Origin of the sequence: Kribbella sp. NPDC050470 (genome assembly GCF_044458365.1) — a bacterium.
Classification (GTDB): domain Bacteria; phylum Actinomycetota; class Actinomycetes; order Propionibacteriales; family Kribbellaceae; genus Kribbella.
In genome coordinates, this window is the sequence record NZ_JBITHV010000005.1 from 1 (window position 1) to 23,876 (window position 23,876).

Annotated in this window: 25 protein-coding genes and 1 tRNA gene; 13 read left to right on the forward strand and 13 right to left on the reverse strand. The window is 68.4% G+C overall.

The genetic code is table 11. The annotated features are described in order from the left end of the window. Positions 1-434: 434 nt before the first annotated feature. A tRNA-Lys gene (locus ACIBGM_RS15185) sits at positions 435-510 on the reverse strand. Positions 511-720: 210 nt separating this feature from the next. Here ACIBGM_RS15185 and ACIBGM_RS15190 point away from each other — a divergent pair. After that, positions 721-1,356, forward strand: coding sequence for a hypothetical protein (locus tag ACIBGM_RS15190; RefSeq protein ID WP_360518601.1), 636 nt, complete (start codon positions 721-723; stop codon positions 1,354-1,356). On the opposite strand, the gene ACIBGM_RS15195 is transcribed toward ACIBGM_RS15190, so the two are convergent. Beyond that, the gene (locus ACIBGM_RS15195) at positions 1,328-2,521 is read right to left on the reverse strand and encodes an MFS transporter (protein WP_396385845.1); all 1,194 of its coding nucleotides are present in this window, start codon (positions 2,519-2,521) and stop codon (positions 1,328-1,330) included. The genes ACIBGM_RS15190 and ACIBGM_RS15195 overlap by 29 nt on opposite strands. A gap of 66 nt (positions 2,522-2,587) precedes the next feature. Here ACIBGM_RS15195 and ACIBGM_RS15200 point away from each other — a divergent pair, with 66 nt between their 5' ends. Next, positions 2,588-3,553: a DUF5937 family protein gene (locus ACIBGM_RS15200; protein ID WP_396385846.1), complete on the forward strand. Its 966-nt coding sequence runs from the start codon at positions 2,588-2,590 to the stop codon at positions 3,551-3,553. Here ACIBGM_RS15200 and ACIBGM_RS15205 read toward each other — a convergent pair. After that, entirely contained in the window at positions 3,550-6,978 is a 3,429-nt protein-coding gene (locus ACIBGM_RS15205) for a putative Ig domain-containing protein (RefSeq protein ID WP_360518610.1), read from the reverse strand. The genes ACIBGM_RS15200 and ACIBGM_RS15205 overlap by 4 nt on opposite strands. Before the next feature lie 209 nt (positions 6,979-7,187). Between ACIBGM_RS15205 and ACIBGM_RS15210 the strand changes: the two genes are divergently transcribed. Then, entirely contained in the window at positions 7,188-7,790 is a 603-nt protein-coding gene (locus ACIBGM_RS15210; RefSeq protein WP_360518613.1) for a G5 domain-containing protein, read from the forward strand. On the opposite strand, the gene ACIBGM_RS15215 is transcribed toward ACIBGM_RS15210, so the two are convergent. Then, positions 7,787-8,380: a TIGR03086 family metal-binding protein gene (locus ACIBGM_RS15215; RefSeq protein WP_360518616.1), complete on the reverse strand. Its 594-nt coding sequence runs from the start codon at positions 8,378-8,380 to the stop codon at positions 7,787-7,789. The two genes, ACIBGM_RS15210 and ACIBGM_RS15215, sit on opposite strands and share 4 nt — an antisense overlap. 52 nt (positions 8,381-8,432) lie before the next feature. On the opposite strand from ACIBGM_RS15215, the gene ACIBGM_RS15220 reads away from it, so the two are divergent. From ACIBGM_RS15220 to ACIBGM_RS15240, 5 genes are all read left to right on the forward strand, one after another. Beyond that, on the forward strand, positions 8,433-8,852 hold the full coding sequence (locus ACIBGM_RS15220) for a MarR family transcriptional regulator (protein ID WP_360518619.1): 420 nt from the start codon (positions 8,433-8,435) through the stop codon (positions 8,850-8,852). Positions 8,853-8,930: 78 nt separating this feature from the next. Continuing rightward, positions 8,931-9,788, forward strand: coding sequence for a hypothetical protein (locus tag ACIBGM_RS15225; RefSeq protein ID WP_396385847.1), 858 nt, complete (start codon positions 8,931-8,933; stop codon positions 9,786-9,788). Between the two features lie 85 nt (positions 9,789-9,873). Continuing rightward, complete coding sequence (locus tag ACIBGM_RS15230; protein ID WP_360518625.1) at positions 9,874-10,278, forward strand: DoxX family protein; 405 nt, start codon at positions 9,874-9,876, stop codon at positions 10,276-10,278. 43 nt (positions 10,279-10,321) lie between these two features. Then, the gene (locus ACIBGM_RS15235; protein ID WP_360518628.1) at positions 10,322-10,831 is read left to right on the forward strand and encodes a sigma-70 family RNA polymerase sigma factor; all 510 of its coding nucleotides are present in this window, start codon (positions 10,322-10,324) and stop codon (positions 10,829-10,831) included. Continuing rightward, entirely contained in the window at positions 10,828-11,490 is a 663-nt protein-coding gene (locus ACIBGM_RS15240; RefSeq protein ID WP_396385849.1) for an anti-sigma factor family protein, read from the forward strand. The genes ACIBGM_RS15235 and ACIBGM_RS15240 overlap by 4 nt, the downstream gene beginning before the upstream one ends. 351 nt (positions 11,491-11,841) lie before the next feature. On the opposite strand, the gene ACIBGM_RS15245 is transcribed toward ACIBGM_RS15240, so the two are convergent. Together ACIBGM_RS15245 and ACIBGM_RS15250 are read right to left on the reverse strand one after the other, a co-directional pair. Continuing rightward, the gene (locus ACIBGM_RS15245; RefSeq protein ID WP_360518634.1) at positions 11,842-12,081 is read right to left on the reverse strand and encodes a hypothetical protein; all 240 of its coding nucleotides are present in this window, start codon (positions 12,079-12,081) and stop codon (positions 11,842-11,844) included. A gap of 63 nt (positions 12,082-12,144) precedes the next feature. Beyond that, positions 12,145-12,852: a helix-turn-helix domain-containing protein gene (locus tag ACIBGM_RS15250; RefSeq protein WP_360518637.1), complete on the reverse strand. Its 708-nt coding sequence runs from the start codon at positions 12,850-12,852 to the stop codon at positions 12,145-12,147. Positions 12,853-12,998: 146 nt separating this feature from the next. On the opposite strand from ACIBGM_RS15250, the gene ACIBGM_RS15255 reads away from it, so the two are divergent. Then, entirely contained in the window at positions 12,999-13,631 is a 633-nt protein-coding gene (locus tag ACIBGM_RS15255) for a flavin reductase family protein (RefSeq protein WP_396385851.1), read from the forward strand. Here ACIBGM_RS15255 and ACIBGM_RS15260 read toward each other — a convergent pair. Genes ACIBGM_RS15260 through ACIBGM_RS15280 form a run of 5 tightly spaced genes read right to left on the reverse strand, consistent with a single transcriptional unit; the run spans position 13,594 to position 16,342 of the window. Then, positions 13,594-14,379 carry an arylamine N-acetyltransferase gene (locus tag ACIBGM_RS15260; RefSeq protein WP_396385852.1) on the reverse strand — a complete coding sequence of 262 codons (786 nt, stop codon included), beginning with the start codon at positions 14,377-14,379 and terminating at the stop codon, positions 13,594-13,596. The genes ACIBGM_RS15255 and ACIBGM_RS15260 overlap by 38 nt on opposite strands. 24 nt (positions 14,380-14,403) lie before the next feature. Then, a complete protein-coding gene (locus tag ACIBGM_RS15265) occupies positions 14,404-14,799 on the reverse strand; it encodes a VOC family protein (protein ID WP_396385853.1) in 396 nt (131 codons plus the stop codon). A gap of 11 nt (positions 14,800-14,810) precedes the next feature. After that, entirely contained in the window at positions 14,811-15,206 is a 396-nt protein-coding gene (locus ACIBGM_RS15270; protein WP_396385854.1) for a nuclear transport factor 2 family protein, read from the reverse strand. Between the two features lie 42 nt (positions 15,207-15,248). Next, positions 15,249-15,605 carry a hypothetical protein gene (locus ACIBGM_RS15275; RefSeq protein WP_396385855.1) on the reverse strand — a complete coding sequence of 119 codons (357 nt, stop codon included), beginning with the start codon at positions 15,603-15,605 and terminating at the stop codon, positions 15,249-15,251. Positions 15,606-15,634: 29 nt separating this feature from the next. Continuing rightward, the gene (locus ACIBGM_RS15280; RefSeq protein WP_360518654.1) at positions 15,635-16,342 is read right to left on the reverse strand and encodes an SDR family oxidoreductase; all 708 of its coding nucleotides are present in this window, start codon (positions 16,340-16,342) and stop codon (positions 15,635-15,637) included. A gap of 109 nt (positions 16,343-16,451) precedes the next feature. Between ACIBGM_RS15280 and ACIBGM_RS15285 the strand changes: the two genes are divergently transcribed. The 3 genes from ACIBGM_RS15285 to ACIBGM_RS15295 all read left to right on the forward strand — a co-directional run bounded on the left by ACIBGM_RS15285 (position 16,452) and on the right by ACIBGM_RS15295 (position 20,049). After that, positions 16,452-17,366 (forward strand): LysR family transcriptional regulator, encoded by a 915-nt coding sequence (locus ACIBGM_RS15285; RefSeq protein WP_396385857.1) that lies wholly within the window; start codon positions 16,452-16,454, stop codon positions 17,364-17,366. A gap of 24 nt (positions 17,367-17,390) precedes the next feature. Continuing rightward, entirely contained in the window at positions 17,391-18,272 is an 882-nt protein-coding gene (locus ACIBGM_RS15290) for an amidohydrolase family protein (protein WP_396385858.1), read from the forward strand. A gap of 778 nt (positions 18,273-19,050) precedes the next feature. Beyond that, positions 19,051-20,049: an aldo/keto reductase gene (locus ACIBGM_RS15295; RefSeq protein ID WP_396385859.1), complete on the forward strand. Its 999-nt coding sequence runs from the start codon at positions 19,051-19,053 to the stop codon at positions 20,047-20,049. 4 nt (positions 20,050-20,053) lie between these two features. On the opposite strand, the gene ACIBGM_RS15300 is transcribed toward ACIBGM_RS15295, so the two are convergent. Beyond that, on the reverse strand, positions 20,054-20,812 hold the full coding sequence (locus ACIBGM_RS15300; protein ID WP_396385860.1) for a GntR family transcriptional regulator: 759 nt from the start codon (positions 20,810-20,812) through the stop codon (positions 20,054-20,056). A gap of 95 nt (positions 20,813-20,907) precedes the next feature. Between ACIBGM_RS15300 and ACIBGM_RS15305 the strand changes: the two genes are divergently transcribed. Then, positions 20,908-21,984 carry a putative sulfate exporter family transporter gene (locus tag ACIBGM_RS15305; protein ID WP_360518669.1) on the forward strand — a complete coding sequence of 359 codons (1,077 nt, stop codon included), beginning with the start codon at positions 20,908-20,910 and terminating at the stop codon, positions 21,982-21,984. On the opposite strand, the gene ACIBGM_RS15310 is transcribed toward ACIBGM_RS15305, so the two are convergent. Continuing rightward, the gene (locus tag ACIBGM_RS15310) at positions 21,969-23,777 is read right to left on the reverse strand and encodes a glycoside hydrolase family 2 protein (RefSeq protein WP_396385862.1); all 1,809 of its coding nucleotides are present in this window, start codon (positions 23,775-23,777) and stop codon (positions 21,969-21,971) included. The genes ACIBGM_RS15305 and ACIBGM_RS15310 overlap by 16 nt on opposite strands. Positions 23,778-23,876 lie beyond the last annotated feature (99 nt).

Genomic DNA, 23,876 nt, shown 5'->3' on the forward strand with positions numbered 1-23,876 from the left:
GCTCCCTCCCCGGCTCGGTTCAAGCCAGGATCTCTCCGGGAAGCTGGTCAATTTTCAGTTGCCGCCCACTGGTCAGTTTTCAGCTGCCGTCGACAACGCGCGCCAGGACACTGCCTTGCCCGTGCTGTCCTTTATCTCAGCACGGGATCGGACGTTGCCCCACGTTCCGATCGGAAGGTGCGGTCTGCTCATCTCAGCCCTCCACAGTCCAACTGCTCGTGGCAGCTCAACGGCTGGGCGAGCCGGAGATCGGGCGAAACGAGACCAGCGCGACAGGATGCGATACGTCGCTCAGCAACGCGCAACCAGCTGGCTGCGCGGAGCCGCCGACCCCTCTCAGACGGACGTGCACCGGCCAGTCCGAGTATTGGCAGAGTTTGCGCAGACCCGACTTTCACGGTCGAGGCGCCGACATGCGCCTGACCTGCGGAAACTGGTAGGCCCCGTGGGACTCGAACCCACAACCCGCGGATTAAAAGTCCGCTGCTCTGCCAGTTGAGCTAGAGGCCCTCTCACGAGGGTGAGGGGAACAGTGTGTCAGGTTTGTCCAGGGGATTGGTGGTGGGGTGGGGTTCCGGTGGGTGGTTGTCGACGGGGTCGCACGGGGAGAAAGTCAAGGATTGACGGGTGGTTACTGTTCGTGAGGGCTTGGGCGGCGTAGTCTCTTGGCAGGGGAGACGGTCGCGTTGGGGGTGGCGCGGGCGGCGTTAGGGGGCACGGATGAGTGTCGTGGAGAGGGCTGCGATTGCGGCGGGGCACGACGAGGTGGTGGGCGCCTGGAGGGAGATCCTCGACCTGGCGAGCACCTTGGACCTCGCCGACCGGATCGTGATCGGGGTGCAGCTGACGGCGCGCGCCGACACGCTGGCGATGCAGGAGGGGCTGGCCCGGGGTGCGGAGGACCTGGCCGGTGACGCGCGGGCGTTCGCGGCGGCGGTGCGGGGGCAGAACCCGCTGGCCAAGGTGTTCCTGGCGGTTGGGCTCGCCTCGGCGGCGCTCGGGTTCTTCGGCCTGTGGTCGTTCTCGGCGCTGAAGAACACGCTGTTCGCCGACGCCACGATGCCGCAGACCACCGCAGCCCTGATCGGCGTCCTGACCGTGGCGTCGGGCGCCGTCGTCGTCTGCGTGATCCGCGGCGCCGTCGTGGCGGCCCAAACCGCCGTAGAGGTGGTCGAGAACGTGAAGCACCCGTGCACCGTCCTCCTTCAGGAGGTCCGGCCGGCCGAAGAACGCCTCTTCGCCATCTTCAACCTGCGCGTCCCGGAACCCCCGATCACTCCCGGCCCGCTGATCGCCCTAGGCATCGCGGGCCTGTTGGCGGGGCTCCTCATCGCGACCCTCCTGAACGTCGCCTGACGTGTGCCACGGCGGCTGCGGCCGCCAGGGTGGTGACGAAGGTGGGGACCGTCCACCAGCCGAGCGAGTTGTAGAGGCGTACGGCGGTCCATGAGCCGAATGCGCCGGCGCCGTACGCGCAGACCATGTAGGCGGTGTTCATGGCGCTGCGGGTGCTCGGATCCAGGCGGTAGATACGGGTGACGTTGGCAACCATGCCGGACTGCATGGCGACGTCGAGGACCAGTACGCCGGCGATCAGCAGGGTCACGCCGAGCGGGCCGCCGAGGAGTGCGCCGAGCATGAGTACGGCGGCCAGGCCCGTGCCGGCGAGGATCCATGACGTCACGACGTCCGGGTTCAGGCGGTCGACAAGGCGGCCGGTCAGCGGGACTACGGCCATCGTGGCGATGGCGACCAGGCTGATCCAGCCGAGGGCATCGGCGCCGAGACCGAAGTTGTCGCGGAGGAGCAGGACCAGCGTGGCCCACGTGCCGGTGAAGCCGGCGAAGGTGCACATCTGATAGAACGCCGACCGACGCAAGCCGGCGTGCAACCGCAGCTGGGTCAGCGGTCGAAGCAGGTATGCCGGACAGCTCACCGGTACGACGTTTGTTGGCAAAGGCAACCGTGTACACGCCACCACGGCACAGGCCAGCGTGAGCACGGCTGCGCCGAGGTAGGCGTACCGCCAGGAGTAGTGCTCGCCCAGGAAGCCCGCGATGGCGCGCGACGCGATCATTGCCGGGATGCCGATGCTGAGCAGAATGCTGTTGACGCTGCCCAGGCGACTCGAGCCGGTCATGCCGGCGGCATACGGGCCGATCACGGGTGAGGCGACCGTCGCGCAGCCCATCAGGAACGACGCCAGCACCAGGATCGGCAGCGATGGCGCAGCCGCCGCGAGGAACGCGGACGCCGACGTGCAGCAGAAGAGGATGGTGAGCAGTCGGCGCTGGATTCCGGCGTCGCCGAGTGGGACGAGGGCCAGGATGCCGGCGGCGTACCCGGCCTGTGGCGCGGTCACGATCAGCGCGGCATCGGCCACCGACACCTGCAATGACGCCGCGACGTGCGGGAGCAGCGCCTGCGGGAAGTAGACGGTGCCCACGCCGATGGCTGAGCAGACCGCGAGTGCGCCGAGGAGATCCTTCCGCGGCAGCGCATCAACGACGGCAGTAGTCATGGGATCGACTGTCGCCCGGTGCGGTCCGCCCGAGGGAACGATTTAGGGGAGGGCTACATTGACAGCGTGCTGACCTACGAGCTGACTGCGCAGGATCTGGAGGACATCCGGTTCGCGATCTCGCCTGCGGCCGAGACGGTGCTCTCGTTGCGGGCGCTCCAGGATCCTGGCCGGTTTCCGCTGCAGTTGCCGTGGATTCGCGCCGTACAGCCGGTGCTGGAGCAGCTCGACTGGGGTGTACTGCGATGGCTGGTCAACGACACCATGGGCAGTCCGGACTTCCTCACGCCGCGCCCGACGTCACCGCTGACCCAGCTCGACGAGGAGCTCGAGCTCGTCGGCGCGGTCGATCGCGAGACGCTCGAGCGGCAGTTCGTCGCGGTCAACGGGCAGGTGCCCGACGAGTTGGCCGGAGCCGACGGCGTGACCAGAATCGTCGATGCGCTGCGCGAGTACTGGCGAGCCGTGATGGCGCCGTACTGGGACCGGATGCGCACGATCCTGTCCGCCGACATCAGCTACCGCGGTCACCTCGTCACCCAGCAGGGAACCGCCGCGATGCTGAACGACCTGGCACCGGTCATCAGCTATCACGATGGCCGGCTGAGGATCGACCAGGTCAGCAATCCCAGCCGGACCGAGAGCATCGACGGTCGCGGTCTGGTACTGCAGCCCACGCTGTTCGGCCCGCACGCGGTGATCCCGTTCGACATCGGTGCCGAGCCGTTGATCGGCTACCCGCCGCGCGGGCAGGGCAACCTGTGGTCGGTTGTGGAGCCGCCGTCGCGCCGCGATCTGGATCAGCTCATCGGCACGCCGCGTGCCACGATTCTGGCCCTGCTCACGCACCCACGAACCACCAGCGACCTCGCCGCCGAGCTGAAGGTCACACCGTCCGCCGTCAGCCAGCACCTGCAGCTGCTTCGTCGTACCGGTCTGGTCGAGGCGCAGCGCACGGGCAAGCTCGTGCTCTACCGCCCGACCGAGCTGGCCGACCTGCTGACGGGCAGCAGGTCGGCCAACCACCCCTAGGACTTGAGCAGCTGTACCTCGGCCAGGTTTGTGAAGCCGCCGTGGCCGTCGTACACGCGGATCATCGGCACCGAGACCGTGGACGCCAACGGGAACACGTACCACTGGTTGCCATCAGCAACACCGGTGATCGTGGCCAGCGTCGTCCACGTGGTCCCACCGTCCGTCGACGACTGGATGACGGTCCCGTTGGCCCGGCTCGGGAAGTTCGTCCGCGGATGGACCCGTACTGCGTTGAACTCCAGCGGCGCGGTCACCTTGACCCACCCGTTGCCGCTGGTCGTGTCCGTGTACGTGGTGATGTTGCCGTCGAACATCCGCCACCCGTTGTCCTCCGCCGTGCTGACCCCCGGGAAGACCACGCTCGATGCGACCACCCAGCTGGGCTGGATCGCGACCGTCTGTACGGCGCTGTTCCACAGCTGGAGCGTTGATCCGTCAGTCGAGGCCACGATCGTCGCGCCGGGCTCGCCCGCGGCCGTCGTGTAGTCGACCGCGAACTGCAGCGCCCGTCCGTAGCCGACGTCGTCCGGGAGCACGAGCTTCGCAGTCCAGTGCTGACTGTCCGAGCTCGTGACCGTGGCCTCGCGTCCCTCGATCGTCGCCGTGACCGCACTCAGCGGCTCGGTGGCGGACATGGTCAGCGTGACCGTGTCGCCGTTCTGGGCGAGCTTCGGATCGCTGTTGCTCGACGAGATCGACACCGCGCTGAGCGCCGTACTCATCTCGATCCGCTCGCCGTGCACCCGGAACTCGCTGAAGCTGGACAGGCCCGGGTACGCCGGATCGGTCGGCACGCCGGGATGGTCGACCTGGAGCTTGAGGAACCGGAAGCTCAGGTTCTTCACCTCGTCGCGGACCGGGATCGTCTCCAGCTCGAACGCCCGGTCACTGGTGTTGGTGGTCTCCCGCGACGACAACAGGGTCCAGGTCCGGCCGTCGTTGGAGCCGTACACGTTGGCGCCTTCCGAGCGGTTGGCGAAGTTGTACCGCGCCTGCAGCCCGAACGCGTCGGCCCGGACCCGGAAGGCGTTGCCGTAGTCGATGATCGCCGGCGCGCGGAGATCACCCGAGAAGGTGTTCATGTCGCCGTCCAGCATGTTGCCGATGGCAACCGGCGTGATGGTCGCCGAGGTCGCCCGGCCCCAGTAGTCGATCGAGCCGTCGTCCGCCAGCGTGGGCGTGAGTTTCTCCAGCGCGGCGACTGCCTTCTGTACGGCGACGAGGTCGGCGGCGAAGGTCGCGCTGTCGGACTCGAGGTGCGAGGTCGCCAGCGCCGCGGCCGAGGTGACCGCGGCCGCGCTTGACCGGACGTAAGCGGTCGCGGGGTCGTAACCCTCGAGGGCGGCGTCGATGGCGTTCTGGCGGTTGGCGGCGACCGTGATTGATACGCGGAGCACGGAGTTCGTTGTGCCGTCGTCGGCCACGACGAAGGTCTTGTGCTCTCCGACCTGGCCGGCCGTGGGCGTCCACGTCAACACTCCGGATTGCGCGTCCAGGGTGGCTTGGCTCGGGAGCGCAGTGCCGGCGGTGTAGTTCACAGTCCCGGTGGCCGAAAGGTCTGCGCGCAGCGGCTCTCCTGCAATCGCGACCAGGCGGGTGTCTGAGCCCTCGGGGAAGGTCGGCGGCGTGAGCTGGCTCTTGGCCTGCAGGTTGACCGCATCGATGTCCACGGCAACCTTCGAGGACCCGACGATCGTGTAGTACGCGAGCGATTCACCGCCCGCGCTGCCGCGCAGCTTCGCGGTGTCCATGTCGTAGGTGAGGTAGCGCCAAGCGCCCTTCGTGTCCGGCACGGTCAACGAGTGGTACGGCGCCAGCGCCCGCTCCTTGCGGATCTGCAAGGTCGCCGTGCCGTTCGTGCGGACCAGAACCCCGACCGGGCTGTAGCCGTTCCGGTTGTCGTAGAGCAGTGATCGTACGGCGATCGTCGTACCGGCCCGGCTCGCCTCCATCCGGACGTAGCCGTCGTGGACCGACGTACCAGAGGTGATCGGGAACGTCCGCGTCTCCGCCTGGATCAGCGCGTTCTGCTGGACCGGTGGGACCGTGCCGGCGACCGAGGCCGGGAAGGACAGCCAGGAGTCCGGGTTCCAGTCCGGGTTGCTGTTCCAGTAGTTGTACGACGCGGTGCCCCAGTAGAACCGTGCGGCCGCGTCCTGCCGGGTCGCGAGCTCGGTGATGCTCGGCGCGATCGCCCGGATGGCATCGTCGCCGAGCTTGTCCTTGTAGAGGTGGTACAGCTCGTTGGTGGGGTCGAAGATCCGGCCGCGGTACGCCTGGGAGAGCACGCCGCCGCGTCCGGTGGTGTCGATCCAGGGGATGTCCTTGCCGAGCATGAACGCGAAGAACTGCTCCGAGCCGCGCAGCAGGCGGTAGTCGCCGAACTTCCACGGCGAGACCGCGTTCGGCCGCGTGGACACCGTCCCGCGCAGTGGGTCCAGTCGAGTGCCCTGGATGTCGATGACGCGGGCGAGCTGGGTGAGCATGCTGACGTCGTCCCAGGCGTGCGCCTGGTCGCGGCCCATCTCCTGCAGTTGCACGAACGTACGCCGGTACGGGTTGCGCGGGTCGTCCTTCGCGATCACCGGCATCACCTTGGCGAGCGCGCCGTTCGTGTCGTCGTCGGGGTTGGTGGAGTTCACCGAGAACCACTCGACCGCCTCGGTGTAGCGGGGCAGGTTGTCGGTGAAGACGTAGCCCGCGAGCGCGCCGATCAGCGAGTAGCTGTGCTGGTTCATGAAGTTGCGGTTGCGGTACAGGAAGGTCTGCGTCATCGGCGCGATCAGGTTCGCGGTGAGCTCGGCGGTGTCGGCGTCGTTCCACTGCAGGTCGTAGCCGTCGGTGCCCGGGTTCACGCTCGAGTACCGAAGGATCTCCGCGGCCGCCAGCATCCGCATCAGCGGTGGGCCGCTGTGGATGTGCGCGTCCGGGTAGTAGGCGTACGCGGCCGGATTCATGTGGCTCCAGATCCGGACCAGCTTCAGGCCGTTCGCGCGGTGCACCGGGTTGCCGGTGATCACGTAGAGAATCGCCTGCGTGTACGCGCGGAACGCGTCGTCGATGAACTGCGACTGCACGCCTTGGGAGTTGAACGCGCTGTTCGCCGGCCGGTCCACGACCGGCCCCTGGTTCCGCGAGCTGAACGTCGTGGACGCGTACGACGTTGCGATCATGGCGGCGTAGTACGACGCCCAGGGCTCGACGCCGGCCTGCACCTGCGTGCGGGCACGCTCCAGCGAGTCCGCGCTGACCGCGAGCCCCGGATGCACGAACCCGGCGCTCGACGTGACCCGGTTCAGGGTCACCGCCGGGTACTCCGTGACGGCCGCGGACGCCGGGGTCGGAACGATCAGAGTCGCCACCATGATCGCCGGCACGCTCACCAGAGCCGCGCGGCGAAGTCTTCCCAGAACAGCCAACATGGACCCTCTCCTCCAGTGGTGTGCCCGCGAGCCTCGCACCGGTGCCCAGGGGTGGCAAGCGCTTACCAAGCATCGAAATTTTCCGACTGCCCAGGGGTTCGGCCCTCGACTTCAAACGGGTCGTGGTGGTACAGATCGGAACTCACCCGGGAGGTCCGGGTGCTGACAATCCCGCCGCGGGGGGAAACTGCGGCGGGTTGGGGGGAATCGTGCGTTTGTCTCGTGCTGCGCTGCTGCCTGCGCTCCTGCTGGTCGCGGGTGGTTGCGGATCCAGCGGTACGTCGGAAGTCGCCGAGCCGGCTGCGGTGGTGGGAAGTCAGGCGGTGGTCACGCCGACTCCGACTCCAACTCCAAAGGCAGTGACCACGACGGCAGCCAAGCCCAAGCCGGTGACGACCAAGAAGACCGTGGTGGAGTTCAAGGTCATTCCGTTCAAGACGAAGACGGTGACGGATTCCTCGGTGCCGAAAGGCGAGAAATCCGTCACCACGCAAGGAGTCAACGGCACGCGCCGGCTGACCTACGAGGTGACGATCGTCGACGGCAGGCAGACGGCGAAGGAGCTCATCAAGCAGGAGGTGGTCAAGCAGCCGCGGACGCAGGTGACCACGGTCGGCACCAAGGTCGAGGAGGCGCAGGAGTCCGGCTGCGATCCGAACTACAGCGGCGGCTGCGTCCCGATCGCCAGTGACGTGGACTGTTCAGGTGGCAGCGGCAACGGGCCGGAGTACGTGCGCGGCCCGGTCACAGTCGTCGGCGACGACGTCTACGACCTGGACCGCGACAGCGACGGGCTTGGTTGTGAGGACTAGTTGGGCCAGGCGGGATTGCGGCCGAGGTGGGCCAGGATCTTGTCCAGAGGGTCGGTGCCCGACCATGGGATGTCGGGGCCGAAGGGGGAGCCGGGGGTCAGCCGGAGTTCGCCGGTGGGGACGAGCTGGGCCACGTCACGTGCGGCATCCAGGACCTCGGGAGTGAAGGTGACCGTGGCGCCGATCGACTTCGCGACATCCCAGGCGTGCACCACGTAGTCGATGAAGTGGAAGCTGATCGCCTGCTGCCCGGGGAACGGCTGGTCGGTGCCGAACTCCGGCAGCGGGAACAGGCGCTCGGTCACGCCGTCCTCGGCGAACGCCTCCAGGACATGCTCCGCGGAGTCGAGGTACGCCTTGACCGGGTCGGCGCCCAGGTCGCGGACCTTCCACAGGGCTTCGTCGCCGTCACCACGGGAGGCGGCGGCGAAGCCGTAGTGCTGCGTCGCCATGTGCGCGAGCAGACCGTACAGCGTCCAGGACCTGCACGGCGTCGGCTTGGCGAGATCGGCGTCGGTGACACGCGTGACCAGCTCCATGCCGGCCCGGACCGCTTGTGCGTCGAGGGAAACGTAATCAACTGTAGGCATGCGCTTATCGTATGCGCCAGCTTATGATTGCGCCAGTGCTATCTTCCCTGGCGTGAGCGACGAGCGCCCCGATCTCGCCGCGATGATTGCGCCGTTGATGCGGGCGCTCATCGCGGCGGAGCTGCCCGTGCTCGAGGCGAACGACGTCTCGATGTGGGGTTACGCCGTACTGACCGCGCTCGATGACACCCCGGTCCGGACCCAGGCCGCGCTCGCGGAGGCGATCGGGGCGGACAAGTCGCGCATCATCGGCACCCTCGACGAGCTGCAGGACGCCGGCCTGATCGAGCGCACGCCTGATCCGGGCGACCGCCGGGTGCGGCTGCTCTCGATCACGGCGAAGGGCCGCCGGGTACGGCGCTCGGTGCGCAAAGGCATCCGGGTCGAAGAAGACCGCCTGCTCGCCACCCTCCCGGCCGCCGACCGTCAGGTGTTCCTCCGGACGCTCCGCGAGCTTTACGACGCCCGCTGAGCACGCCACCCGCCCGATGGAGCAGGTTCCCCCGCCGGAGGGATCCGCGCCGTCGCGGGACCGACTGAGATTGATCCCATGGCACGCACCGCAACACTCCTCTGGGCAGCGGCGTACGGATGTCTCCGCATCTGGTTCGCGACCGGCCACGCACCGGACTGGAAGTTCCCAGGCGGCGATCTGCTGATCCCGGACTGGGCCGCAGTCGTGCTGTGCGTGCTCAGTGCCGCGGCCGTCCTGGCTGTGGATCGCCGACCAAGCTCTTGGTTCCTGATCCGAACGCTGTGGGCTCTGGCAGCCGCTTGGGTGGCGGCCGCTGCCTTCGCCTTGCTCGATGTGGTCGGCGGCGTGCTGCCAGGCCTCGGACTCCCGTTCGATCTGCCGGGAATGCTGAGCCGGTTCGCCGCTCTCGGTGGTGCTGTACTCCTCGGCCGAACCGCCCTGACCTACCAACGCCGGCTCGGCCCGCGGCGTTCGCTTGCGGAGATCCCGCGCTGGGCGTACGTCGGCGCGTGGGCCGCGGTCGCCGGCTGCCTGATCCGGTTGGCCGCGCAGGCAGCCGTCGGCTTCGACAAGACGCCGTACGGCGCGAGCCTCTCGATGGTGTTGTTCGAGGCCGGCTTCCTGCTCGCCGGCATCGCGCTGCCGCTGCTGCTGCTGGTCTATCGCCTCGGCCGGATCTTCCCGCGCTGGATGCTGCTGCTTCCCGGCGCCGGGCTCGGCGGCGGCATCACGGCGTACTTCGGTGTCGGCCTGCTCCAGATGATCGTCGCCGCGATCCAGGGCAAGCCCATGTACGGCGATATCGGCCTGCCCCACGCGTTCTTCTGGGTGGCGGTCCCGGCCTACCTGGTCTGGGGCGTCGGCCTGGCGACCGCGACGTACGGCTTCCACCTAGCAAAGCCAGTACGCGAGCGCAACCGATTCGGAGTGTGATCTGAAAGTCACGATGTGTTGAACCCGGCACCGGCCTGTCTCGTTCGGAAGGGCGACGACCCCTACACCCTCGAGGAGTGAGGCCATGAAGGTGCTGGAGCGCTACCAGAAGCAAGTGATCGCCGTCTTCCGGATCGTGATCGGGTTCCTGTTCTGCTGTCACGGCGCCGCGGCGCTGTTCGGCGTGCTCGGCACGAAACAGTCCGAGCTGTTCGCCTGGCCGTCGTGGTGGGCGGCCGCGATCCAGTTCGCCGGCGGCGCGCTGGTGCTGATCGGCCTGGGCACCAGGTACGCTGCGCTGCTCTGTTCGGGATCGATGGCGTACGCGTACTTCACAGTGCACCAGGTGGATGCTTTGCTTCCTGTGCAGAATGGTGGCGAGAAGGCGGCGCTGTTCTGCTTCGCCTTCCTGCTGATCGCATTCCTGGGCAACGGCGCCTGGGCGGTCGAGCGAGCAGCACCGAAGAAGGCAACCGTGACAGCGGAGTGATCCCGGCCGGGACCGCCCGATGCGTGACAGAGCAGGAGCGCCGATGGCCGATGACCGGGCGGCGCTGTTGCGTGAGTTGCACGACGTGCACGCACCGGCCCTGTGGCGGTTCGTGGTCCGGCTGACCGGCGACGACCGGCTGGCCGAGGACGTCGTGCAGGAGACGCTGCTGCGCGCCTGGCGCCGGCCGCAGATCCTGACCGAGGACGAGGCGGGGGCCCGGGCCTGGCTGTTCACGGTGGCGCGCAATCTCGTCATCGACGACCGGCGCAGTGCCCGGGTCAGCCGCGAGGTGGCCAGCGACGACCTGCCGGAGAACCCGAGCGCCGACCACGCGAACGCCGTCCTCGACGCGTGGCTGGTGGCCGAGTCCCTGGCACAGTTGTCGGAGGAACATCGGCAAGTGATTGTTCGTGCCTACTACGGGCGTCGTACTGTCACTGATATAGCCGAGGAGCTGGACATCCCGTCAGGCACCGTGAAGTCGCGGCTGCACTACGGGTTGCGGGCTCTGAAGCTCGCGTTGCAGGAGAAGGGGGTGACCAGCCAGTGAGCGATCCGTACCGGGAGTGGGATGCGGCGTACCTGCTCGGCGCGTTGTCGGCGCAGGAGCGGCGCGAGTACGAGGAGCACCTGCTGACCTGCGACGAGTGCTCCGCCGAGGTGGCCTCGCTGTCCGACATGCCCATGGCGCTGGCCGCGTTGCCCGACGACCGTGCCCTCGCGACCATCACCGCCACCCCGCCGAACCTGCTGCCCGGCCTGGTCCGCGAGGTCCAGCGGGACACCCGCAAGCGCCGGGTCCGGGTCGGCATGGCGATGGCAGGAGTCGCTGCGACGGCGGCCGCGGTCAGCGCGCTGATCGTGGTCCCGCTGAGCCGCGAGGAGCCCCAGGGTGACTACGTGGTCCTCGCGCAGACCGTGGCCAGCAAGCTCACTGCGGACGCGCGGCTGGTGCCGGAGCGCTGGGGTACGACGATCGAGATCAGCTGCCGGTACGACGAGCTGGCGACGCCGAGCGAACGCGCCCGCGGCTACGAGCTTTACGTCACTGACAAGTCCGGAAAGGCACAGCTGATCGCCAGCTGGACAGCGGCGCCGGGGACGACGGTCAAGCCGGCCGCGACCACGAAGCTGCAGCGCAACGAGATCAAGGCGCTGGACATCCGCAGTTCGGAGAGCGGGCGCGTGCTGCTGGCCGTGCACTTCTAGCACGTTCGAGTGAATGCCTGGTTACTGGTGGGGCACCTGACAGTCAAGAGGCACGGTCGCTCGAGAGGCCGGTTCTCCAGGCCCCGGTGTTCAGGGACGTGCACCGGGGTCGCTCCCTGTTCCCGGCGGTTGGCTCGGATTTCTTTTGCGATCGTGTAACACTCGGGCCGTCACCAGCGATACACCGTGTGTAACGCCACTGAGGATCCCGTCCCAGGTCAACCGCCCGAAGGGCCTGGGCCGGGGTTCTCGTCGTCGAGAGGCGCCACGGCCGCGTTACGCACGAAGGCCCCCGGTGAGCACCGGGGGCCTTCGTGCTCTATCGCTGCCCTCCCTACATCCCTCCCTGCGCTATGACGCTTGTTCGCTCGGTCGGTGCGACTCCGGCAGGGCGATCCGGTCCGCCGGGAGGCGTTCCGTCCGCTCGGCGCCGTCGTCGCCCTCGTACTGCACCAGGCCGGTCCATCCCGTCGCCTCGTGCTCACGGCCGATCAGCCAGCCGGGACGCCACTTGCCGTCCACGAGGACGATCACATGGCTGGGCAGCGGCAGACGGGACACCAGTTCGGTGCCGGGCTCGAACTCAGTCATGGCCGAAGGCTAGGTGGTTTCCGCGCCCGGCGCCTCCTGGGAGCGTGTTCACACGGGGTCTTCTCAGACTGTGGGCACCAGTTCTCGCACGATCCCGGTCGGCAGGCCCAACTCACGCACGGAGCCGGTGACCTTCAGCGCGCGGCCGCCCGTGATGTGGGTCACCCAGCCTTGTTGCAAAGCATGTTCGCACAAGGCAGCGCCGACCGCGCCGGCCAAGTGCGGCCTGCGTTCGGTCACGTCCAGGCACGATCGCAGTGCGGGCCGGCCGCGTCGCCGTTCGACCACGATGCCGAGATCTTCCAACCAGGCATTGCCTTCCGGCGTCAGCGCGACGCCTTCCGACCAGTCGATCAAGCCGCGCTCGGTCATCGCGTCCGCCAGCGCCACACCGAGCTTGCCGGCGAGATGGTCGTAGCAGGTTCGGGCCCGTGCGAACGCGTCCCGCTTACTCACCGCCGACAGGCTGCTCAGCTCCTCGGTGCGGTGCGGAGCCAGCGCTGCAAGCCCTTCGATCAACTCGGCCGTGTCCGGACCGGCCAGTTTCAGATAGCGGTGCCGCCCTTGCCGGACCTCGGTGAGCAGCCCGCCGTCGACGAGCAGGTTGAGGTGCTCGCTGATCGTCGGCCGTGAGACCTTCGCCACCCGAGCCAGTTCGGTCGCCGTCCAGGCTCGTCCGTCGAGCAGCGCCAGGCAGACCGTCGCCCGAGTGGCATCGGCCAGCATCCTGGCCCATGCGGCCAGCTCCTGCCCTTCCGTCTGCATCCTCATCCACGTCCTCGCTTCGCTCCGGGCGCGGATGAGGCGCAAGGTGGGCTGTGTTTGATGATGAACTCGCTTCGCTCGTTCATGCTCCCATCATGCCGTCCGCACTGTTCGGCCTCTGCCGAAGTGATCGCCGCCTAGCGTCGGCACCCATGACGCACCTGACGATCGAACCGTCCATCCTGTACGTCGGTACGCCGGTCGCACTGCTCTCCACCGAGAACGCCGACGGCACCGCCAACCTCGCCCCGATGTCGTCGGCGTGGGCACTCGGCGACATCGTCGTCCTCGGTCTCGGCACGACCGGTCAGACCGGGTACAACCTCCAGCATCGACCTGAGCTGGTGATCAGCTTTCCGTCGCCGGAGCTGTGGGAGGCGGTCGAGCGACTCGCGCCGCTGACCGGTCGCGATCCGGTGCCGGACCACAAGCGGCCCCGCTTTCGCCTCGAACGGGAGAAGTTCAAGGCGGCCGGCCTGACTCCGGTCGCGTCCGAGGTGGTCGGTCCGCCGAGGGTGGCGGAGTGCCCGGTGCAGTTCGAGGCGTCCGCCGTCCGGGTGGATATCGGTGCTGATGGCAACTTCCTGCTCGTTCAGGCCGAGGTGTTGCGGGTGCATGCCGACGAGCGGATCGTCGTACCGGGAACGTCGTACGTCGATCCGGGGGTGTGGTCGCCGTTGATCTACAACTTCCGGCACTACTTCGGCCTGGGGCCGGAGCTGGGGGAGTCGTTCCGGACCGAGACGCCTAGAGAAGCTTCAGGCGGTCGATCTCTTCGTCGCTGAGGACGACGTCGAGACCGGCCAACGCAGCCGGGAGATCCGCGGCCGGTACGGCGCGGGTGGTGACGCGACCGTCGGCGTACTCGGTGGTGAGCTCGTCGCCGATCAGTCGCCGGACGACGCCGTCGGCGACGCGCATCACCACCGGGCGGCCGGTGAAGGGCGAGTGCGGGTGGGTCGAGACGTAGTGGTGGTAGACCTCGTAGTCGATCGGGCGGACCGGCTCGTCGTTGGATGCGTGCTGCGGAACCCAGCCGTCCGGAGTCTGCTTCTCCAGCGTCCACACGTCGCCGTCGACGGTCAGGCGATGGTCCCAGCCGCCCTGGTCCACGACCATGCCGTCCTTCAGCGGGGTCGGGTAGAGCTGGCCGGCGCCGAACCCGACATCGGCTAGGAACTCCTGCCCGTCGACGCCGACCTTGAGCAGCGCGTGCGTCCGCGGCCCCGACTTGTGCGGCTGCACCCGGGCGACCCGGCGTTCGACCTCGAACCCGAGCCGTTCCAGCGCGGCGCCGAACAGCAGCGTGTGCTCGTAGCAGTAGCCGCCGCGCTGTCGCCGTACCAGCTTCGACTGGATTGCGGCCAACCCGATCCCCGGGTGCGTGCCGAGGATCACGTCGATGTTCTCGAACGGGATCGCCAGCACGTGCGCCCGGTGCAGGCTGTGCAGACTGTCCACGGACGGCGCGACCCGCGGGTGCCCGATCCGGTCGAGGTAGGCGTGCAGGTCCAGTTCGTCGATCTCCCACATGCGGCCTACCTCAACACTTCGAGTTCACTTGAGGTCAAGCTCGGTGAACAGAGTCAGCTGGATCCCGCCCGGCGTCTGCAGTCGCGCGTTGAGCGAGTTCCATGGGGTGCGAGTCGGCTCGGCGATCACGATCGCGCCGGCGTCGGCCAGCTTCCGGGTGGTCGCAGCCGAGTCGTCGACCTCGAGCGCGACGCGGTACTTCCCGGCGACCCGGCGGCCGACCTCGACCTCGTCGATGAAGTCGGCCTGGCCCGGGTCCGCGATCTCCAGGGTGGCCCGCTCGACCTCGAGGATCACCACCCGCCCGTTCTCCGACGAGTACGACGCCCGCTCCGGCAGCCCTAGCACGTCCCGGTAGAACGCCACCGCCTCGTCGTAGTCGTCCGCCGTCACGACCAGTCGCAGTTCCTTCACAGTCATGGGGTCAAGTATCAGACCTCCTGCCAGACCGGGGAGATGGTCGCCCGGTCGAAGCGCCAGCCTGCCGGCGTGCGTACGGCGGAGTACTTCGTGTGCACGCCCGCCCGGTGGTGCGGCGCCTCGCCCTCGCGGAAGAAGAACACCAGCTGAGTGGCCGTTGCCTCCGCGCGGTCCCCGTCGAGGGTCACGACGATGTTGCTGTGCAGGTGCTGGGTCTTGGCGTCGTCCGTGGCCGCGACGAAGGCGACGACGTCGTCGATCCCGTGGATCTCGCCGCCGCGTGGCGACTGCACCACGACGTCCTTTGTGTAGACGTTCCGGAGCCCGTCCGGGGTCCCCTCGTCCAGCACCCGCGCCAGCTCCGCGAACAGGTCCGTGATCTCGAGCCGATCGGCAATCGCGTTCATCGTTTCCTCTTTTGTTGGTGTCGCCAATGTTGGTGACACCAACTATAGTCGGGAAACCTGGTAGTGCAAGACCTGCCCGGAGTCGCCGAGCCGGCGGACGATGAGGCTCAGGTAGACCGAGATGGCCGGCCGATCGGTGAACGTGAAGTCGACGGCGACGTACCCGAGGACCACGTCGTCCGCGAGCCGCCGGGTCTCCAGGACGTCGTACGACGCCTGCAGTCCGAGCGGCTGTGAGTCGTAGTACGCGGCGACGTCGTCGGGGCCGACGCCGTACAGGTGCAAGCCCTGGAAGATCGCGTCGTCGGCGAACAGGGCGGCGACGTCCTTGGGCTCGTGGGCGTCGACGCCGGCCTTCCACTGGTCGAGAACGCTGTGCAAAAGTTCGAGCTCGGTCATGAGAATCTCCTTGTGGGGATGGCCATGGTTCAGTGACCCGCCTGCTGGCCGCCGTCGACGTGCACGATCTCGCCGGTCACGAAGTTCGCGCCTTCCAGGAACAGGACCGCGTCGACGATCTCGTCGATCTCGCCCATCCGGCCGACCGGGTGCAGGGCGGCGAGGAACTCGTGGGTCTCCGCCGGGTGCATCGGCGTCCGGATCACTCCGGGAGCGACGGCGTTGAACCGGATGCCGCGGGCGGCGTACTCGGTGGCGAGGGACTTGGTGACGGAGTTCAGGCCGCCCTTGGTCAGCGAGGCGAGCGCGGACGGCACGTTGCTGTTCGCGTGGTCGGCCAGGCTGGTGGTGATGCCGATGACGTGGCCGGTGCCCTGGGCAACCATCGCGGCAACGGCCTGCTGGGTGATCTCGAAGAACCCGCGCACGTTCACGCCGGTGACCAGGTCGAAGTCCTCGGCGGTGTACTCGGTGAACGGCTTCGCGACGAAGACGCCCGCGTTGTTGACCAGGGTGTCGACCCGGCCGAACGTCTCGAGCGCCCGCTCGACGATCCGGCGGCCGACGCCCGGCGCCGCGATGTCACCGGCGACGGTCAGCACCAGCGGGTCGTCCGACGGCTCGATGGTGCGGGAGTTCGCGACCACGGCGTACCCGAGTTTGCGGTACGCCGGGACGAGTGCCGCGCCGATGCCGGAGGACGCACCGGTGACGACGGCGACTTTCTGGTGGCTCATGAGGCTCTCTTTCTGAAGGAGTTGTACTTCGATCGTTGTCGAACCATTGATGGTTTTCCACGACCGGTTTGCTCCCAGCTGAGAGGCGCGGCCTACTACGATCGAGCCCGTGGAACTGCGGCAGCTGGGCTACTTCGTCGCCGTGGCCGAGGAGCTCAACTTCGGTCGCGCCGCGGCTCGCCTGCACATCGCCGGCCCTTCGCTGTCGCAGCAGATCAAGTCGCTGGAGCGGGACCTCGGTGTGCGGTTGTTCGACCGCGACCGCCGTACCGTCACGCTGACCGCGCAGGGCGAGGCGCTGCTGCCGCGGGCGCGGGCTCTGCTCGAGCAGGCCGCCGAGTTGCGCCGTACGGCGGTCGGCCTGGCGGCGACCGAACCGGTCCGGCTCGGGTATGTGAGCTGGCGACCGCCCGATCTGGTCGAGCGGACGTCCGGAGTCGCACAGTTGCTCGTCGACGCGTGGGTGATGCCGTCGCACACGCAGGCGGGGCGGGTGGCGGACGGCAGCATCGACCTGGCGATCTGCTGGGTACGCGCGACCGACCTGGCCGAGCAGGAGTTGGAAGGCCGCCTGATCGGGGCGGACCAGTTGTCCGCGATCTCGTGGGGTCGCGACGACTCCGCCGTACGCGCGAAGGACACCGCCGTACTCGTCGACGGCGACACTGCGACCTGGGCGTCGTGGAACATCTACGCGGTCGAGTTCGCTCGCGAGACCGGTGCCGAGGTGGTCCGGATCGACGACCACGGGATCACCGGGCAGGCCTTATTCGAGCACGTACGACGGTTGCGCCGGCCGGTGATCCGGTCGCCCAAGCGGGACGAGACCCCGCTGCCGCCCGATCTGGTCCGGCGGCCGGTGGTCGAGCCGGTGCCGGTGTGGACTTGGGCGCTGGTGTGCCGCCGCGACGAGCCGAGCCGCGCTGTGCAGGCCGCCTTCGAAGCGCTGACTCGTGGCGTCGTTCTGGACCTCGATCTGTCGGTCTCGTGGGTGCCGGCTGACGACCTGTTCCGCTTGGGGTAGTCGCGGGGCACCTACAGTGTGGGGATGCGTGACGCGGACGTTCCCGGGTGGTGGCGGCGGCTCGGCCTGGAGGGGCTGGTCGACGTACATGTGCACTTCCTGCCGGACCAGGTGATGAACGCAGTATGGGCGTACTTCGACCAGGCGTCGGAGCACTACGGGACGGCGTGGCCGATCAACTACCGGACGTCGGTGGAGGAACGGCTGAAGACGCTCGAGGCGCTGGGTGTGCGAGCGTTTCCGGCGTTGGTGTACCCGCACAAGCCGGGGATGGCGGGGTGGCTCAACACGTGGGCGCGGGACTTCGCCGAGGCGACGCCGGGGTGCGTTTCGAGCGGGACGTTCTTTCCTGAGCCTGGGGCGGCGGCCTATGTGCGGGAGGCGTTGGAGGCGGGGACACGGATCTTCAAGGTTCACGTGCAGGTGGGGGGTTACGACCCGCGCGACGATGAGCTTGATTCTGTTTGGGGTCAGCTGGCGGAGGCCGGTGTGCCGGTGGTGGTGCATTGCGGGTCGGGGCCGATTCCGGGGCGGCATACGGGGCCGGGGCCGTTTGGGGAGGTGTTGCGGAGGCATCCTCGGTTGACCGCGGTGATTGCGCATCTGGGGATGCCTGAGTACGAGGAGCATTTGCGGCTTACGTCGTACCCGAATGTGCATCTGGATACGACGATGGCACTGACGCCGTTCACGGAGGCGTTGATGCCTTTTCCGCGCTCGCTGACCTCGCGACTCGGCGACCTGCAGGACCGGATCGTGCTGGGCTCGGACTTCCCGAACATCCCGTATGAGTACGCCGTTCAACTCTCGGCGCTGGAGTCCCTCGACCTAGGCGACGACTGGCTACGCGCAGTCTGCTGGGACAACGGCACCCGCCTACTCGGTCTACCCCTCCCAGCCGGCTAACGCTCGCTCCACTCGCCCGCCGGTCTGCCTCGCCCGCCCTTCCTCGACCACACCCGTGCTCCTCCGTCGCCCGCTCGCGAGAACACCGCGGTCCTGGCGACCGGCTCACTGAGCGGTCTCGTGGTGTTGCCTGCACCGTCCACGGACTGTGGATATCCCGCGCTCCTGCCTCATGTGTGGGCGTTCCTCGAGCCGGCGGCACCGGACGAGCTCGATCGGTCGAGATCCGATCGATTCCGGTGGGCAACGTCGCCCAGTCTGCGCAGTCTGGGCCGAAGGGTCTCCCGCGCCCCAGGAGCCAGCCGGCCACGGCCCGCACCAGGTCGGCAGTTGTGGTGGCCTACTGCGGCGGACGACGTTGCGTGGAGCCGGGGAAAATCGGACAGGTAGTGCACCGGCGAGACGCCGTACACACCGACCCGACCACGCTCAACCGCACTACCCGCGGCTCGGCACTACCTGTTGAAATGCACCCCTTCCTGTCTCTGTCACCGCAGACTCACCCACGGCCCGGCCAGACCAGTCTCGAGTACAGGCGGGGCTTCTGCGTCGCCGGGTTATGACAGCGCTGGTCGCGGCCGACTCGCTCGCCAAGCGGGTCGTGGTCTCGCGTGCCGCATTCACCGCCTGTGGTCGCGAGCGGTGAGGTTCTCGCTGAACCACAGCACCACAGCGGGCTGGTTGTTCTTGCCGGCAAGGGTGTACTGGCAGTGCCTCCCTGGTTGTGGCGGATCGGCCTACGGTCGGAGCGGATTGACGTGTAGACGGGAGTAGGGGCATGGAGAAGCGCAGGCTGGGGACGGATGGGCCGGAGGTATCCGCGCTGGGGCTGGGGTGTATGAGCATGACCGGCGGGTACAGTGACCGGCCCGATCGGCAGGAGATGATCGGGCTGGTCCGTACGGCGGTCGAGCGGGGCGTCACGTTCTTCGACACCGCGGAGATCTACGGGCCGTACGCGAACGAGGAGCTTGTCGGCGAGGCTCTGGCGCCGTACCGGGATCAGGTGGTGATCGCGACCAAGTTCGGCTGGGATATCGACCCGGTGGAGCGGAAGCCGCGGGGGCGCGTGACGAGTCGGCCGGAGAGCATCAGGCAGGTCGTCGACGGGTCGTTGCAGCGGCTCGGTGTGGACGTGATCGACCTGTACTACCAGCACCGGGTCGACCCGGAGGTGCCGATCGAGGAGGTCGCCGGCACCGTGAAGGAGCTGGTCGAAGCGGGGAAGGTCAAGTACTTCGGTCTGTCCGAAGCGTCAGCCGCCACGATCCGGCGGGCACACGCCGTTCATCCGGTGACCGCGATCCAGAGCGAGTACTCGGTCTGGTGGCGCCGGCCGGAAGAGGAGGTGCTGGCTGCGTGCGCCGACCTGGGCATCGGGTTTGTCCCGTACAGCCCACTGGGCAAGGGATTCCTCACCGGCACGATCACCTCGTCGACGGACTTCGATCCGGCCAACGACATCCGCAGTACGATTCCGCGCTTCGAACCGGACGCCCGTGAGCACAACCAGGCGATCGTCGAGCTGCTGACCGCGATCGCGAGCCGCAAGGGCGCCACTCCGGCGCAGATCGCGCTGGCCTGGCTGCTCGCGCAGCAGCCGTGGATCGTTCCGATCCCGGGTACGCGCAAGCTACACCGCCTGGACGAGAACCTCGGTGCCGCAGGCATCGAACTGTCCGCGGACGAGCTGACCGAGATCGACGAGGTCGGCGCGAAGATCCAGATCCAGGGCGGCCGGTACGCCGAGGCTCAGGAGCGGATGACCAACCTCTGACCGGTCAGGCCTTGGCTGTCAGGCGGTACCCGGTCTTGGCGGAGAACTCGGCGGACAGGGCGAACCGGTCCCCACGGACCAGGGTGTGACGCCACTCGATCGGGGTGTTCTGCGACGTACCTTGCCGGTTGATCGAGAAGGCCGCGGCGTCCGGCGGGCAGTGCAGCAGCGTGCGCTCGGCCGGTGTGGGTACGACGGCGCGGATGTCCTCGCGGCCGTGGTCGAGGTGGAGCCCGGTGCGGGCGGCGAGCTCGTTGTAGAGGCTCGTGTGGGTGAAGTCGGCATCCAGGAGCGGTTCGGCGAGTGATGCCGGCAGCCACACCCGGTCCAGGGCCAGCGGCTCGTCGCCGGCGAAGCGGAGGCGCTCGAGGTAGAGCAGGGGGATCGACGCCTCCAGGTCGAGACGGGCTGCGATGACGCCGTCGGCCCGGATGTCCAGCGCCCGTACGACGCTGTGCTGGGTCAGGCCGGACGCCTCGACCGAGGAGAAGAGGCTGTAGAGGGCGCCCATCGGCTGCCGGATCTCGGGCGCGGTGGCGACGCGCGGCTGGCGGCCGCGTTCGGCGACGATCAGGCCGTCCGCGCGGAGCTGGGCGAGCGCCTGGCGGACCGTGTGCCGGCTGACCTGGTAGTCCTCGACCAGCGCGAGCTCACCGGGGAAGACGTCGTCGAACTCCCCGGCCCGCAGCCGGCGGACCAGTTCCTGCTGCAACTGCTTCCACAGCGGCTGGCCGCCGGAGCGGTCGAGCCCGCGCTCGGTCATCGGGGTCCTGCCTCCGTAGGTCACCGGGGTTGCCAAATGTCCGGTCATCTCCTAGCTTAAATGTGCGTACATTTCTAGCGGAGGAGAACCGGTCGATGGTGCAGGTCGAGGTTAGGCCACCAGTCGCCCCGACCGCTGCTCTCGACCACCCGCTGCGCGCCCGGCTCGGCGCGGCGCTCCGTGCGGGGTTTCGGCGGTTGCCCGGGCTGGCCGTCGTGCTGGCGCTTGCTGCGGCCGCGGTTCCCCTCGGGCGGCTCGTGCCCGTGGTCGGCGGTCCGGTGTTCGGGATCGTGCTGGGTGTGCTGGTCGGCCTGCTGATCCCGGCGGCGCGGTCCGAGCGCTGCCGCCCCGGCTACGCCTTCGCCGGGAAGACGCTGCTCCAGCTGTCGATCGTCGTACTGGGGACTGGCCTGTCTCTTCAGCAGGTCGCGCGCGTCGGCAGCTCGTCCTTGCCTGTGATGCTCGGCACGCTGGCGCTCGCACTCGGCGGGGCCTGGCTGTTCGGCCGCCTGCTCGGCGTCCGTGGTGACACGCAGACGTTGATCGGCGTCGGTACGGCGATCTGCGGCGCCTCGGCGATTGCCGCCACCACGGCCGCGATCAATCCCAAGCGCTCATCGGTCGCCTACGCACTGGCGACGATCTTCACCTTCAACGTGGTCGCCGTACTGACCTTCCCGCCGCTCGGCCACCTGATGGGCCTCAGCCCGGAAGCCTTCGGACTCTGGGCGGGTACGGCGATCAACGACACGTCGTCGGTGGTCGCGGCCGGGTACGCCTACAGCCAGCAGGCCGGGGACCAGGCGATCGTGGTCAAGCTGACCCGGTCCTTGATGCTGGTTCCGATCGTGCTGACGCTCGTCGTGCTGAAGTCGCGCCGCGACGCTCGGACCTCGAGCGCCCAGCGCCTGCCGTGGCGCAAGCTCGTCCCGCTCTTCCTGATCGGCTTCATCGCCGCCTCCGGCCTGCGGTCGGCCGGCCTGGTGCCGCTGAGCTGGCTGCCGACCTTGAGCACGATCGGCACGTTCCTGATCACGTCCGCGCTGGTCGCGATCGGTCTGTCGCTGCGGCCGAAGGAGCTCCGCGACACAGGACCCCGGGCGCTCCTCCTCGGAGCGATCCTGTGGGTCCTGGTCGCGGCAGGCAGCCTCGCGATTCAGTCCTTCTCGTAGGCGGCGGGCCGGGTCTGCACGGCCTTGATCCGCGGTACGTCGAACTTGCTGCTGCGGTCGAAGCGGTAGATGCCGTTCTCTTCCTGAAAGACGTCGGTGAGCTGCGTGTAGCAGTAGCCGAACATCAGCGGGTTGTCGAGCAGCGCGTCGACCAGGCCGGCGAACCGGACGTAGAACGCCTCCTCGTCCGCGACCCGCTGGCCGTAACCCCAGGACTCGTTGGTGTTCCCCGCTGCACCGGCGGCGGCCGCCTCGGCGTTCCACCAGATGCCGCCGAACTCACTGCAGAAGTACGGCTGACCGGCGTACGGCTGGGAGATCGGCTTGCCGTCGTGCCCGCCGACATTCGCGTACGGCTTGCCGTAGGCGAGGCCGGCCATCTGCTCGGCGAACTTCTCCGGGTCCTGCTCGTAGTTGTGCGAGTCCCAGACGTCGGTCTCCGGCACACGGTGCGAGTACCCGGAGGCGTCCAGCACCGGGCGCGTCGTGTCAGCGGCCTTGGTGGCCAGGAACATCGCGCGGGTGACGTCGTCCAGTTGGGTGATCCGGTCGTGCAGGAGCTGGTGCGTCTCGTTCAGCGGGCACCAGCCGATGATCGACGGGTGGCTGTAGTCGCGCTCGACCGCCTCCAGCCACTGGGTGACGAAGTTCGCCGCCGGCTGCTGGTTGTCGTGGCCGGTGTCGGCGACGCCCGAGCCCCAGTCGCCGAACTCGCCCCAGACCAGGTACCCGAGCCGGTCCGCGTGGTACAGGAACCGCTCCTCGAACACCTTCTGGTGCAGCCGCGCCCCGTTGAACCCGGCCGCCAGGCTGAGCTCGATGTCCGCGAGCAGCGCCTCCTCGGACGGCGCCGTCATCAGGCTCTCCGGCCAGTAGCCCTGGTCCAGCACCAGCCGCTGGTACACGTGCTTGCCGTTGATCAGGATCGCCTGGCCGTTGATCGACACCGACCGCAGGCCGGCGTAGCTGTCGGCCCCGTCCACAACGTTGCCATCGGCATCGATCAGCTCGAGGCGTACGTCGTACAGGTGCGGGTCGGCGGTGTCCCAGAGCCGGACCCGGTCGGCCGGGACCTGGAGCGTCAGCCGCGGCGCCAGGTCGAGGTCGGCGCGCACCTCCCGGCTCGCGACCTCGCCATCGGCGTCCTTGAGGATTGCGCGCACCTTCCAGCCGGGCTTGTTCGCCGACACCGGCACCTCGAGGTGGAAGCTCGAGCCGGCCACGTCCGGGGTGATCCGCGGCCGTCCGAGGTGGGTGGTCGGCACCGCCTCGAGCCAGACGGTCTGCCAGATCCCGGTCGTGCGGGTGTAGAGGCAGCCGTGGTTGAAGTACGTCGACGTCTGCTTGCCGCGCGCCTGGACGCCCTGTCGGGTGTCGCGGGCGCGGACCACGATCAGCGCCTCCTCGCCCGGGCGGGCGACACCGCGCAGGTTCGCGCTGAACGGCGTGAACCCGCCCCGGTGCCGGACCAGCTCGACGCCGTTCACCCAGACGGTGGCGTCCTGGTCGACAGCCTGGAAGTGCAGCACCGCGTCCTTCCCGGCCCAGTCGGCCGGGATCGTGACGGTGGTCCGGTACCAGACTGCCTCGAGGAAGTCGACGTTCTCGATCCCGGACAGCTTGCTCTCGGGGGCGAACGGCACCACGATCCGCTGCTGCAACTCGCGGTCCCGCACCCCGCGCTCGAGACCGGTGTCGGCCTGATCGATCTCGAACTGCCACGCCCCGTTCAGGTTCAGCCACTCCGGCCGAACGAACTGCGGACGCGGGTGTTCAGGGCGAGGCTGGGTCATGAAGAGCTCCCGGAAGGGTGAAGTCAGGCGGTCGAGACGACAGTACAACGTTGGAATGGCCTCAGCAACGGCGTATCCAGAACTGCGCTCGACCCCCCG

Bases quoted from the DNA above. Each gene is read 5' to 3' on its own strand.
- ACIBGM_RS15300 (WP_396385860.1), bottom strand. From the start codon at position 20,812: ATGACCGAGCGCGGGCTCGACCGCTCCGGCGGCCAGCCGCTGTGGAAG.
- ACIBGM_RS15295 (WP_396385859.1), top strand. From the start codon at position 19,051: ATGGAGAAGCGCAGGCTGGGGACGGATGGGCCGGAGGTATCCGCGCTG.
- ACIBGM_RS15190 (WP_360518601.1), top strand. From the start codon at position 721: ATGAGTGTCGTGGAGAGGGCTGCGATTGCGGCGGGGCACGACGAGGTG.
- ACIBGM_RS15280 (WP_360518654.1), bottom strand. From the start codon at position 16,342: ATGAGCCACCAGAAAGTCGCCGTCGTCACCGGTGCGTCCTCCGGCATC.
- ACIBGM_RS15275 (WP_396385855.1), bottom strand. From the start codon at position 15,605: ATGACCGAGCTCGAACTTTTGCACAGCGTTCTCGACCAGTGGAAGGCC.
- ACIBGM_RS15265 (WP_396385853.1), bottom strand. From the start codon at position 14,799: ATGACTGTGAAGGAACTGCGACTGGTCGTGACGGCGGACGACTACGAC.
- ACIBGM_RS15235 (WP_360518628.1), top strand. From the start codon at position 10,322: ATGGCCGATGACCGGGCGGCGCTGTTGCGTGAGTTGCACGACGTGCAC.
- ACIBGM_RS15195 (WP_396385845.1), bottom strand. From the start codon at position 2,521: ATGACTACTGCCGTCGTTGATGCGCTGCCGCGGAAGGATCTCCTCGGC.
- ACIBGM_RS15270 (WP_396385854.1), bottom strand. From the start codon at position 15,206: ATGAACGCGATTGCCGATCGGCTCGAGATCACGGACCTGTTCGCGGAG.
- ACIBGM_RS15205 (WP_360518610.1), bottom strand. From the start codon at position 6,978: ATGTTGGCTGTTCTGGGAAGACTTCGCCGCGCGGCTCTGGTGAGCGTG.
- ACIBGM_RS15305 (WP_360518669.1), top strand. From the start codon at position 20,908: ATGGTGCAGGTCGAGGTTAGGCCACCAGTCGCCCCGACCGCTGCTCTC.
- ACIBGM_RS15310 (WP_396385862.1), bottom strand. From the start codon at position 23,777: ATGACCCAGCCTCGCCCTGAACACCCGCGTCCGCAGTTCGTTCGGCCG.
- ACIBGM_RS15245 (WP_360518634.1), bottom strand. From the start codon at position 12,081: ATGACTGAGTTCGAGCCCGGCACCGAACTGGTGTCCCGTCTGCCGCTG.
- ACIBGM_RS15250 (WP_360518637.1), bottom strand. From the start codon at position 12,852: ATGAGGATGCAGACGGAAGGGCAGGAGCTGGCCGCATGGGCCAGGATG.
- ACIBGM_RS15230 (WP_360518625.1), top strand. From the start codon at position 9,874: ATGAAGGTGCTGGAGCGCTACCAGAAGCAAGTGATCGCCGTCTTCCGG.
- ACIBGM_RS15260 (WP_396385852.1), bottom strand. From the start codon at position 14,379: ATGTGGGAGATCGACGAACTGGACCTGCACGCCTACCTCGACCGGATC.
- ACIBGM_RS15255 (WP_396385851.1), top strand. From the start codon at position 12,999: ATGACGCACCTGACGATCGAACCGTCCATCCTGTACGTCGGTACGCCG.
- ACIBGM_RS15215 (WP_360518616.1), bottom strand. From the start codon at position 8,380: ATGCCTACAGTTGATTACGTTTCCCTCGACGCACAAGCGGTCCGGGCC.
- ACIBGM_RS15290 (WP_396385858.1), top strand. From the start codon at position 17,391: ATGCGTGACGCGGACGTTCCCGGGTGGTGGCGGCGGCTCGGCCTGGAG.
- ACIBGM_RS15225 (WP_396385847.1), top strand. From the start codon at position 8,931: ATGGCACGCACCGCAACACTCCTCTGGGCAGCGGCGTACGGATGTCTC.